This window comes from Bacillus sp. EB V-12 (assembly GCF_056158125.1).
Map to the genome: position 1 here is coordinate 1,039,440 of NZ_JBUXJL010000001.1, position 12,462 is coordinate 1,051,901.

Annotated in this window: 9 protein-coding genes; 8 read left to right on the plus strand and 1 reads right to left on the minus strand. The window is 35.4% G+C overall.

What is annotated here, in order from left to right; translation table 11 throughout:
* The first annotated feature begins 28 nt into the window (after positions 1-28).
* The 3 genes from ACZDYH_RS05470 to ACZDYH_RS05480 all read left to right on the plus strand — a co-directional run bounded on the left by ACZDYH_RS05470 (position 29) and on the right by ACZDYH_RS05480 (position 4,682).
* Positions 29-1,744 (plus strand): peptide ABC transporter substrate-binding protein, encoded by a 1,716-nt coding sequence (locus ACZDYH_RS05470; RefSeq protein ID WP_000823468.1) that lies wholly within the window; start codon positions 29-31, stop codon positions 1,742-1,744.
* Positions 1,745-2,184: 440 nt separating this feature from the next.
* Complete coding sequence (locus ACZDYH_RS05475; RefSeq protein WP_000823441.1) at positions 2,185-3,879, plus strand: peptide ABC transporter substrate-binding protein; 1,695 nt, start codon at positions 2,185-2,187, stop codon at positions 3,877-3,879.
* Positions 3,880-3,962: 83 nt separating this feature from the next.
* Positions 3,963-4,682 carry a class I SAM-dependent methyltransferase gene (locus ACZDYH_RS05480; protein WP_434712537.1) on the plus strand — a complete coding sequence of 240 codons (720 nt, stop codon included), beginning with the start codon at positions 3,963-3,965 and terminating at the stop codon, positions 4,680-4,682.
* Positions 4,683-4,722: 40 nt separating this feature from the next.
* On the opposite strand, the gene ACZDYH_RS05485 is transcribed toward ACZDYH_RS05480, so the two are convergent.
* Complete coding sequence (locus tag ACZDYH_RS05485; RefSeq protein ID WP_000555006.1) at positions 4,723-5,118, minus strand: hypothetical protein; 396 nt, start codon at positions 5,116-5,118, stop codon at positions 4,723-4,725.
* 134 nt (positions 5,119-5,252) lie between these two features.
* Between ACZDYH_RS05485 and ACZDYH_RS05490 the strand changes: the two genes are divergently transcribed.
* The 5 genes from ACZDYH_RS05490 to ACZDYH_RS05510 all read left to right on the plus strand — a co-directional run bounded on the left by ACZDYH_RS05490 (position 5,253) and on the right by ACZDYH_RS05510 (position 11,991).
* Positions 5,253-5,588 (plus strand): hypothetical protein, encoded by a 336-nt coding sequence (locus ACZDYH_RS05490; RefSeq protein WP_000842887.1) that lies wholly within the window; start codon positions 5,253-5,255, stop codon positions 5,586-5,588.
* Between the two features lie 71 nt (positions 5,589-5,659).
* Entirely contained in the window at positions 5,660-5,998 is a 339-nt protein-coding gene (locus ACZDYH_RS05495) for a VOC family protein (RefSeq protein ID WP_000511518.1), read from the plus strand.
* A gap of 256 nt (positions 5,999-6,254) precedes the next feature.
* Complete coding sequence (locus tag ACZDYH_RS05500; protein WP_459070511.1) at positions 6,255-8,351, plus strand: vWA domain-containing protein; 2,097 nt, start codon at positions 6,255-6,257, stop codon at positions 8,349-8,351.
* Between the two features lie 79 nt (positions 8,352-8,430).
* Complete coding sequence (locus tag ACZDYH_RS05505; RefSeq protein WP_000175124.1) at positions 8,431-11,793, plus strand: tubulin-like doman-containing protein; 3,363 nt, start codon at positions 8,431-8,433, stop codon at positions 11,791-11,793.
* Between the two features lie 57 nt (positions 11,794-11,850).
* Complete coding sequence (locus ACZDYH_RS05510; RefSeq protein ID WP_001116195.1) at positions 11,851-11,991, plus strand: hypothetical protein; 141 nt, start codon at positions 11,851-11,853, stop codon at positions 11,989-11,991.
* Positions 11,992-12,462 lie beyond the last annotated feature (471 nt).

Genomic DNA, 12,462 nt, shown 5'->3' on the forward strand with positions numbered 1-12,462 from the left:
TGTACATATAATTAGGGAGGGTACAAAAATGAAGAGAAAAAAGATGAAAAAGTTAACGGCAGTTGTGGTACCAGTTTTAGCGATGAGTGTTGCATTGACAGCATGTTCTGGGTCAGGTGGGGAAAAGAAAACGACTACTACATCAAATAGTGGGGAAGAAAAAAAATCTGATATTAAATATGCAGCGAAACAAGTATTAAATCGTACGGAAAACCAAGAAATTCCGACGATGGATACTTCTAAATCTACTGATACATTAGGTGCGCAAATTTTAGGGAACACGATGGAAGGCCTATATCGCCTTGATAAAGATAATAAGCCAATTCCTGCTGCGGCAGAGTCTAGTACGAAAAGTGAAGATGGTAAAAAGTATACGTTTAAACTGCGAAAAGATGCAAAATGGTCAAATGGTGATCCTGTAACAGCGAAAGATTTCGTTTTCGCATGGCAGCGCTTACTTGATAAGAATACTGCGGCAGAATATGCATTTATTGCTTACTATATTAAAAATGCAGAAGCGATTAATAAAGGGGAAAAACCTGTAACTGAATTAGGAGCGAAGGCGGTAGATGATTACACGCTAGAAGTAGAATTAGAAAAACCGGTACCGTATTTCTTAAATTTATTAGCATTCCCATCATACTATCCATTAAATGAAAAATTCGTAAAAGAAAAAGGTGATAAGTACGGTTTAGAAGCAGATACAACTGTGTATAACGGTCCATTCGTTATGTCTTCATGGAAACATGAACAAGGTTGGCAGCTGAAGAAAAATGATAAGTACTGGGATAAAAAGACTGTGAAATTAGAAGAAATTAACTATAGTGTAGTAAAAGAGGTTGCAACGAAAGTAAACTTATATGATACAGGATCAATTGATTTTACATTACTATCAGGAGAGTTTGTAGATAAATATAAATCGAACAAAGAAGAATATGGTGAGTATGCGGAATCAAGTACATTCTTCTTACGTTTAAATCAAAAACGTAGCGGACAAGATACGCCTTTAAAGAGCAAAAAACTACGTGAAGCAATTGCATTATCAGTTGATAAAAAAGGATTGGCAAATGTAATTTTAAATAATGGATCAAAAGCAACAGATCAATTGGTTCCAAAAGGACTTGCGACAGGGCCAGATGGTAAAGATTATCAAGATACATTTAAAAATGGTCTGAAATATAATCCGAAAAAAGGAGCAGCAGCGTGGGAAGAAGCGAAAAAAGAACTTGGAAAAGATCAAGTTACAATTGAATTGCTAAGTTATGATGATGGAACTGCGAAAAAGATTGCTGACTATGTAAAAGATCAAATTGAGAAAAATTTAAAAGGTGTAACGATTAATACAAAAATTCAGCCGTTCAAACAAAAATTAAAATTAGAAACTGCGCAAGATTATGAAATTTCTTATGCAGGTTGGAGTCCAGACTATGCGGATCCAATGACATTTATTGATATGTTTGAATCGAAGAGCCCGTACAACCAAATGAGTTATTCAAATCCAAAATACGATGAAATGGTAGGAAAAGCAGGTAATGAATTAATGAGTGATGCGAAAAAACGCTGGGAAACGTTAGGGAAAGCTGAAAAGTTATTCCTTGAAGAAGATGCAGGGTTAGTTCCTTTATATCAAACAGGAAGATCGTACGTAATGAAACCGAATGTAAAAGGAATTGTGAAACATAACATCAGTCCAGAATATAGCTTTAAGTGGGCGTATGTAACTGAGGATGGCGGAAAAAAATAAAGTGAAAGCATTTCAAAAGTGGCTGAGCTGCTTTTGAAATGCTTTTTAGTATGCATAAGGGAATAAATCTCGTTAGCCTATTGAGAATCGGGTAGGTAATTAGGAAGGTTCTATCGGAGGAAAATAGAGAGGTCAGTAAGTAGTAAGACAGATGAATGATAGTAAGAGACCTCATGCTAATAAGAAAAATATAGAACGTAGTAATAGATTGGAATAAGGGAAGGGATGTTTACATATAGTAGACGGGGGATAATTCATATAGTAGTTAAAACAGCAAGTTACTATAATAAAAAAATAAATATTTAGAAATTTACAAAAATACTTTACAAAATCTAAAAAAACAGTAGAATATTAATTAATAAGAATTTTCTGATAACGAAAGTTAGTAGAGAATTTCTAAATGTTAATATCGTACATATAATTGGGGAGGGTACAAAAAAATGAAGAGAAAAAAGATGAAAAAATTGACAGCGGTCGTAGCACCAGTTTTAGTAATGAGTATGGCATTAACAGCTTGCTCTGGATCAGGAGATAAAGAGAAGGCAAGCACAACACCGAAAAGTGGTGAAAAAGAAGGCGGAAAGTTAGCGGCGAAGCAAGTGCTTAATTTAACAGAGTCTCAAGAGATTCCATCTATGGACTCTGCTAAAGCGACAGACCAAGTATCGTTTCTAGCTTTAAACAACGTAATGGAAGGTTTATATCGACTTGATAAAGATAATAAGGCAGCTCCAGGGGTTGCTGAATCATATAAAAAGAGTGATGATGGTAAAAAGTATACATTTACATTAAATAAAAATGCAAAATGGTCAAATGGAGACCCTGTAACAGCGAAGGATTTCGTGTTTGCTTGGAAACGTGCGGTAGATAAAAATACAGCAGCGGAATATGCATACATTATGTTTGATTTAAAGAACGCAAAAGCAATTAATGATGGGAAAGCACCACTTGATACGTTAGGTGTAAAAGCTGTAGATGATTACACATTAGAGGTAGAATTAGAAAATCCAGTTCCTTACTTTGTAGAATTAACTTCATTCGGAACATTCTATCCGTTAAATGAAAAATTCGTAAAAGAAAAAGGTGAAAAATTTGGTTTAGAAGCAGATACAACGTTATACAACGGACCATTTACATTAACAGACTGGAAACATGAAGAAGGATGGAAATTAAAGAAAAATGCACAATATTGGGATAATAAAACAGTTAAGTTAGATGAAATCAACTTTAACGTAGTAAAAGATAGCGGTACACGTGTAAACTTATATGAAAGTGGACAAATCGATCGTGCGGGACTTACATCTGAAATGGTTGACAAATATAAATCAAATCCAGACTTCTATACACAAAAAACACCATCAACGTTCTTCTTACGTTTAAACCAAAAACGTGGTGGGCAAGATACAGTATTAAAAAACAAAGATTTACGTTTAGCGATTGCAAAGGCATATGATAAAAAAGGCTTAACGAACGTTATTTTAAATGACGGATCTACACCGGCAGATTACTTAGTACCAAAAGAATTTGCGAAGAGTCCAGATGGAAAAGACTTCCGTAAAGATAACGGAGATATTTTAAAAACAGATGTGAAAAAAGCAAAAGAGCATTGGGAAAAAGCGAAAAAAGAACTTGGAAAAGAGCAAGTAACGATTGAGCTATTAAACTACGATAGCGATAATGCGAAAAAAGTAGGGGAGTTCTTAAAAGGAGAACTTGAGAAAAACTTACCAGGGTTAACAGTGAACTTGAAAAATCAACCGTTTAAACAAAAGTTAAAATTAGAATCAGATTTAGATTATGATTTATCTTACGCTGGTTGGGGCCCTGATTACTTAGATCCAATGACATTCATTGATATGTTCGTTACAAATGGTCCTCATAACCAAACTGGATATTCAAATCCAAAATATGATGAAATTGTAGAAAAAGGTAAAGGCGAGCTATTAACGAAAACGAAAGAACGTTGGGATAGCTTACTAAAAGCTGAGAAAATGTTACTTGATGATGCTGTAATTGCACCATTATATCAACGTGGTGATGCTATCGTTCAAAGACAGAAAGTAAAAGGTATTGTTCACCATCCAGTTGGTGGAGACTACAGCTATAAATGGGCATATATTACAGAGGATAAGTAAGATGAGGGGCGTACAATACGCCCCCTTTTTCTATGCACTTTTCTTCCGTCCTCGAATATATAAAATAAAAAAGGGAGAATCCCATGAAACGAAACACATACATCGATTTCCTAGCTTATTACGGAATAGGAAGTGCTCATCCTGGTGGTTTTACGTTAACAAAACAATTGTTAGTACAACTGCCTTTTAAATATGGAGCGAATGTCCTTGAGATAGGTTGCGGTACGGGGAAAACAGCGGCATATATGACAAGGGAATTTGGTTATAAAGTAACAGCGGTTGAAAAGAATGAAATTATGATTCAAAAGGCAAAAGATAGATGGTTGTTTGAAGGGTTAGATATACAATTAATTGAAGGAAATGTAGAGAATTTACCGTGTTTGAATAACTCATTTGAGTTCGTACTTGGAGAATCAATCATCGCTTTTACAGACAAAGAAAGGGTTATCTCGGAGTGTTATCGTGTATTACAGCAGGACGGTAAGCTTGTTGTCATTGAAATGATTATTGATAGGCACATTGATAAGGGTGAGGAAGAAAAAATCGCCCAATTATATGGTATGAAAGAACTGTTAACTGAGAATGAGTGGGTACAATTATTTCAGAAAGCAAATTTTAAAAGAATTACAATTGCGGGTGGTGGCACGATTGCAGAAACAATCTCTGGCTCTGTAGAAGAGCCAGAATGGAATGTATCCTCACATATTCCGAATGAGTTATATGAGGCGTGGGCACAGCATGAAAATGTACGGCTTATGTACCAACACATTTTAGGGCATCGTATTTTTATATGTGAAAAATAAAGAAAAAGAGTTGGCTAAAGGTAGCCAACTCTTTACTATGTTAAATGAAAAATAATGCAGCTAATGTAATTCCGAAGATGAAACCAAATCCGAGTTCAACACCCCAGCCACAACCGCCGCCTCCCCAGCCGCCGCAACCACAACTACTACAACCACGACCACCACATCCGCAGCTGCTGAATCCACCACCGCATCCGAATCCACAACTATCACACCTGCTAAGGCCTCCACAAAGGTCACAACCACCGTTTGCATAAGCGTCGTAGTATCCGAACCCTGAATCAAAAGATGAGCGCTGTTGCACCGGTTCGATCCATACAGAGTTTTGTGTCACATCGATTATTTTACCTAAATGTATACGGCCATCACGGTCTTCAATCCGAACAACTTTTCCGAAATAACGTTGGCATGTATGATAACATTTTTGTCTATGCATATTCTTTCCTCCTTCCGCATTACAGTAATACGATATGTAAGGGGGACAAGTGCGGCTTGTACGAATGCCCTATCTATCATAATTGTTATAGGAAAGGGGAAATATAAGAAGAGGATATATAAGGAGGAAAAGGCATGAAATCTACAGATCAGTTTCAGACATACGAAGTACCATGGGAAGATTTTATTGAAGCGTTACGAGAGGAAATGAAGAAGCAAGTAGGGACAGATATTATTGATACAGTAGTTTGCAATTTAGAAGATGGTTTTGAAGTGTATACATATGTGCAGGGGGATTTAGATTTTGAATATAAGGAAGCGCTTGAGAGAAAATACGGAAGTGATGCGAAGACACCTAATGTGTTAACGATAATGTTATTAGCTAGTATTTATAATACAGGTGAAGAGAATATACGCTTGCATGCGGATCATAAAGAGAATCCGATTGTTGAAGTGTATGTAAAGCAATGAAACACGCTGTGAAAGGCGTGTTTTTTAATTGTATGATAAAATGTTAGAAAATTAAGAAAGAAGGTGATGAGTTGGGAATTAAACATCTTAATTTAACAGTTGCAGATGTAGTAGCTGCAAGAGAGTTTTTAGAAAAGTATTTTGGCTTAACTTGTAGTGGAACAAGGGGGAATGCCTTTGCAGTTATGCGTGATAATGATGGATTTATACTAACGTTAATGAAAGGGAAAGAAGTTCAGTATCCAAAAACATTTCATGTAGGATTTCCACAAGAAAGTGAAGAACAAGTAGACAAGATAAATCGAAGATTGAAGGAAGATGGATTTTTGGTCGAGCCTCCTAAGCATGCCCATGCGTATACGTTTTATATTGAAGCACCTGGTGGATTTACAATAGAAGTGATGTGTTAAGTCAAAAATCAAACTTTTTGTTATGTGTTTTTAAAATAAAAAGTAGGAAAAGTCTGTTTTAAGCGTGGAGCTTAAACAGGCTTTTTTACTTATATAATTGGATAGAGAATGCTAGAAGGAATATTACCAAGTGTATGATCTGTTTACATAATAAGGTTATGGTGGGTTAGTTGTCCTAAAATACAAGTCATATATCTTGTTTCCTCTCATAAATTTAAACATAGGAATTTGTCTACAAAGGTGGCGAAGCCTCATCATGAAAATCCGAATTTGTGCCACGTTCATGTTGTTTCTATTTATATGTTTACCTTTATCAGCTTTTGCAAAAGGAGAGGAGGCAAAGGAAAGGGTCGTTTCACTTGTATATGACGATTCGGGCAGCATGAGAAATAACGATCGCTGGAAATATGCCAATTATGCTTTGCAAAGTTTAGTTGCGCTATTGGATGAAAAAGATAAATTTTCTTACGTTCCAATGAGTAAGCCGAATGATCCATTAAACATTTCGTTAACGAAGGATAAAAGGCAAACAGAAATTGAGGGAATTGGAGCGTGGAAAACGTATTTAAATACTCCATTTAGCGCGGTAGAAACGGCGATGCAATCTATAAAAAAGGAAGCAGATATAGATGGAAAACGTGAATTTTGGCTTATTGTATTAACTGACGGGGCATTTAATGATTTAGAGAAAGATAAGGTTGGCGGAAAAGAACAAATTTTGCAGAAATTAGCCCAGTTTAAGAAAGAAATGGATACAAAAAAGATATCGTTACATCCAGTCTTAATTACGATGGAAGAAGATTTAGGACAACAAGAAAAAGAACAACTAAATACGTTCAAGGAAATATGGAAGAAAGAGATAAATGGTGTTACGATGCCGTCAAGCGGAGAAGATGGCATTGTAAAAAGTGTAAATCAAGTGGCAGCATTAGTTGCAAATCGTGATCCATTCTCCTCTGTTGAATCGATTGTAAAAACGAAAGTAGTGGGGAAAAGAGTAGAGATTACAACACCATTTCCGTTAAAGCGTATGACGCTTGTACGACAATCGCCTTCTCTGCCCGATTATCAGGTCACACAAATTTCTAAACCATTACAATTACAATCTTCTTTTTCCATACATGCACCAGGAGAAGCAAAATTGTTCGGAAATATAGTTCATATAAGTACGGAAAATGAGGAAGTTATTAAACCAGGAACTTATACGATAGAAGTGGATCAGGACATTGAGAAAGAAGGACTACAAGTATTAGTTGAACCAGCGCTTAATTATACGGTTTCTACTTATGACAAAGATGATAGTAGTCAAAAAAATGTAGAGAACATGTACGAAGGTGTTACTGCTGTTATTGAAGCAAAACCTACTGAGTTGCCAGTTCAGTCTTCTTACTTTCAGGCAGAAGTAGAAATAGACGGGAAGCAATATGCGATGAAGTGGGACGATAAAAGACATGTATTTTATTACGAAACGAAGCTTACTAAAGGATTAGTACGCGGGAAAGTTCATATGAACATAAAGGGGTTTTACAGACAGACGAAAGAATTTAAAATCGAAACAACGAAAAAGCCTAAATTATCACTTCAAACTGTCACGAAAGATTATGAAGAAAAAGTAACAAATTTAGAGAATAGTAAACCATTTATTATACAACCACAGTTAGATGATAAGCCGATGACAGAAGAGGCTGTAAAAAAACTATTAAAATCTACTGGTGTCACATCTAAACAATCAATCAACTATGAAATAAAACAGCATGGTAATCAAATTTACATTTATCCTCGACCGCATTACTCCGACACATTCAATTTTACAGATACCGGCACCGTAGAAGCTACCATCGTAGTGCAGGATTCAAAATTACCAAAAGTAAAGAAAGATATAACACTCCATATTCAAAATGCGCCGTTTTATGAAAAGTATGCGCTTATTTTTAAGTTTGTTATTCCTATCACTTTATTACTGTTAATAGTAGGAATAATCGTTTTAGGATGGATTGTCCGTCCAAGATTTCACCGGAAAGCATTATTGTATTACGAATGGGATCAAGAGGTAGCGAAAGATTGGTTATATCAATCTGAGCCAGAGTTACTCAAAAATAAATGGTGGAAACATTATTTTGGTATTCCGTATAGAGCAGAAAGAAAGACTGTGCAATCCGTTACGTTTATAGCAAAGAAAGGATCGAAATCGATATTTGTAGCGAAAGAGTCACAAGTAGTAGGAATGATTATTGATGGGATGTTTATAACAGAGGATGAAGTAGGAATGGAACATAAGACACTATATCCAAATGAACTTTTACTAATTGATAGGGGATATGGTAAAGAGATTTACAAGTACGAATGTGAATAGTAGGTAGGGATAAGAAGGGGATGGAGTATTGATCCTCTTTCCCTTTTTTCAAACAAGCAAGAATAGGAAGGTGGTTCACATGACATTACAAGTTCCAACAATATTAATTGGTTTAGGTGGAATCGGTAGTACTGTGACGCATCAAATATATGAAAAACTGCCTGAAGAGCGCCGGAAAAAGGTAGCAATGCACGTATTTGATACAGATGTGAATACATTAAGTAAATTCGATCATATTCGAAAGTTTAAGACACAAACAAGTTCTAGTAAAACGCCTAGGGAGTATATTGCGGGAGATCCAACGATCCCAGAGTGGTTTCCGATGGATCCGACTATACTTGATAAACCATTAACAGAAGGAGCAGGACAGTTACGCGTCATTTCACGTTTAGCGTTACGTGCTGCGATGAAAGAAGATAAATTGACGTCTTTTTGGCAAGAAATCGAGAAAATTTTTCCGGTTACAAGTGATCAAACGGAATATGGTGTGCGTGTCATTATAGTAACATCACTAGCAGGCGGAACAGGTTCAGGGATGTTTCTGCAAATTGCTTTATATTTACGTGAAATGCTTCGGAAGAAATTACAGCATCATAACATTTTAATACGCGGTGCGTTTTTAATGCCGGATGTTTTAGTAAAGACGAGAACGGTTAGCGCGAAAGAATTTGAAACGGTGCAAGCAAATGGCTATGCATCGTTAAAAGAATTACATGCTATTACGCTCGGGTCTACTGGAGAATTATCAAAACGCGGCGGTGTAACAATTGAATTAGAGTATCGCCCTGATCAAGTAGATGAAGACGGAAGAACGAATCATACAATTAAACAACATCATTTACCGTACAATTATTGTTTCTTATACGATTACGAAAACCTACATGGACACCATTTACACAATTTATCAGACTATATGGAACAGATGGCAAATACAATTTATTTACAGTTATTTAGCCCGATGTCCACAAGTCATTTTGCACAGGAAGACAATCAAATTCAGCAATTAGCAGAATCAAGCGGAAAAGGACGATATTGCGGGGCAGGAACGGCAAAACTCATTTATCCATATGAACATGTGTTAAAATATTGTGCTTTAAAATGGGCTGTGCAAGGTTTAGATGAATCGTGGCTTCATTTAGATCAACTGTTTCAAGAGAAGAAGCAAAGATACGATCAAGATGTAAAACGTGGGATGCAACGTGAAAAGCCGGAGAGAGGTAAAAGTTATTTAGAGGACTTGGAGCATCTTGCTACCCGTCCAGAGCAAGCTCATATTTTCTATAGACAAATGTACAATGAAACACGTGAAGGAGCAGAGGGCGGTAAGCTCGGAGTTGCGAAATCAAAACTGTTTTTAGAAGCTGTAGAAAGTTATGTACAACGAACGGTGCAAAAAGATGAGGAATTAAATCGTCTGCAACATGAGTGTAAAATTTCAGCTACGAAACTGAAAATGATGGAACAAATGAAGGGTGAAGTGGCAAGAGTGGATCATGCGGTGCGTTTATATGCGTATGCGATTCCGAGCCGGGTACATGAACATGTAACGACACTTTTATATGACATGATTGAATCAGACCGCTTTTCACCAAGTGGTTCTGAAGGACAGTCCTATCAATTAAATACATGGTTTTTAAAGAAAACAGATCCCGTTCACCCAGTAGCAGCGCGTTTTATGTTATATGAAATTCGAAAGCAGTTAGTAGAAAAAATGAATCGACTACATGAAAATAATGAACAAAAGCGTAATGTAATTCAAAATTACGATAAAAAATTTAATGTGGGTAATATTGATGGAACGGTAACGGCTGTACGCCGAGTAGAAATTGCTCAACAACAAGGCTGGTTCGGAAAAATGATTAATAATCAGCAACGTTTATTCAAAAGAGAATTTGAAGACATCGTAACGCAATATGTACACAAATTAAATGAATATCGAAAAGAAATGCTATTAGAACTTGTATATCAATCGCTATATCAAGCAGTTAATAAAATGATTCAATATTGGGAAAGATTTTTTGATAATTTACATGAAACACGTGAAAATTTACTGTTTGAAATCCAAAAGCGCAGTAAGGAATTTGAAGGGAAAACAAACCCGACGAATGTATATGTATTAGCTGAGGAACAGCTGCAAGAAAAGATATGGCAAGATATGCAGCAACATTTAAATTTAGGTGTACTACCGAAAGATATATCAGCGGAAATTTATATGAGTTTGTACGGGGAATATTGTCGTGATGCGAAAACAGAAGAGATTCAGTCGAAAAAGGTAGAGGATTTCTACCGAGAACATATACTGAGCTATTGTTATGACGAACTGCAAGTACGCTATCGTGATAAATTAGAACTGAATATTATTGAAGCGTTGCGAAAAGAAGCAGATTATAAGAAACGTGATCGCGATGAATACGTTCGTGAAAAAATTGAAGACCTGTTCCATTTAGCGAGTCCATTCGTTCCGAAAGTTGCTCATCATAGGGAATTACAATATTGGGGTATACATCCTTCTTTAAAGAAAGAGTTGCAAGAGGAATTAATTCAAGAAATGTTTAAAGAAAAAGATACAGTACATGAAGCCTTTTCGCCATTTGAAGTGATCTGTTATCGAGCGCATTACGGCTTATCGCTGCAAGACTTTCCTAAATTATCATCAGGACATATTTCAAATGGATTTATGAATGATAAAGGTGACTATTTCCAATCGTATTATCGCCGTGTAAACAAATTAAATAGTAAAAAATCTAGTTTAACGCCGCATTTAGATAAGTATTGGCACTTACCAGCCTTTATGCCAGATTTAAACGCGACTCAAACAAAATTAGATTATGATAAATGTAATCGTGCATTACTATACGCATATATGTATCGCTGGATTAGTTTAGTTGCTGTTGATGGACAGTTTGTGTATCAATATAACGGTGTAGGACGTAGCTTTTTAATTCAGTCAATGGGGAAAAATATTTCAAGCGAAAGTTATAAATTACACAGAGCGTTGCTTCATAATCCGTTTATTTATGAAAACATCTTGTCACGATTTGAAGAAGAGCAAGAAAAGGCGATGATACAAGGTGGACATTTATATACACATCCGTTCGTATTAGGAGCCCAAGATGTAAGATGGCTTAGAAAAGAACATGTCCACAATCTTTTAGATATGATTTTAATGTATGATCGTGAAGCGAAGTATGATCCGACGTTAGAAGAAACATCAGATGAATTATTAAGACTATTCCTTGATGAAATCGAGTTGTATTTCCAGAACTATTACGGTACAGGTGCCGATATGGTGGCAAAGAAAGAGAAAGAAATGTTTATTAAACAATTGTGGGATCGCTCGCATGCAAAAGGATATGTAGATCCAAATAGCGCTCCGTATAAAAAATGGCAAAATTTATTAGGTGTTCAAGATGAAGAAGAAACGTCAAAAACGAATGTATAATGAATGAAAAGGGAATCCTTAAAAGTGGCAATACAACTTTAGAAAAGAGGGATTCTGATGCCGTTTTTAGGAAGTGTATATCAAATATTTGGGTTATATCCGGAACTTTATTATGGGATGATTTCAGCGGAGCTGCAAGAGGAAGCTCAGAAGGAGCATCTTGGAAATAGTAGTGCAGAAGCTGAAGCGGAAGAATAAAAAAAGTGCAGATGAAAATCTGCACTTTTTTGTTAGTATTAAAATGGTAAAATAACCTCAAATGAATTATTATTTTTAAATAATAATTCATTTGAGGTTATTTTAATTTTTATTGCATTGTATGTAATGAAAATTGTATGAAAATCAATGTAATAAAATGTGTATGAATATTAAGGTGGAAAACAACAATGTTTTTGAGAAAATAATTATGTATAAAAATAACATTTGATACATAATCAACCGATTATTTTTGATTGATTTATTATTGACAATATAATTAATTGTATGATAAATTCAATCAGCATTCTTAATGGTTTTTTGGTACGATTAATATTTTGAAAATTCAATACGGCATAAAGAGATTGATTTTTCTGTTTTTTTGAGGTGGGTTACTAAGTCTATAGGGGAAGTGAACTATGTATATTTTTATTTTTAAAATAGAACAGTAATAAAGAATGTAACAAGTAAGAG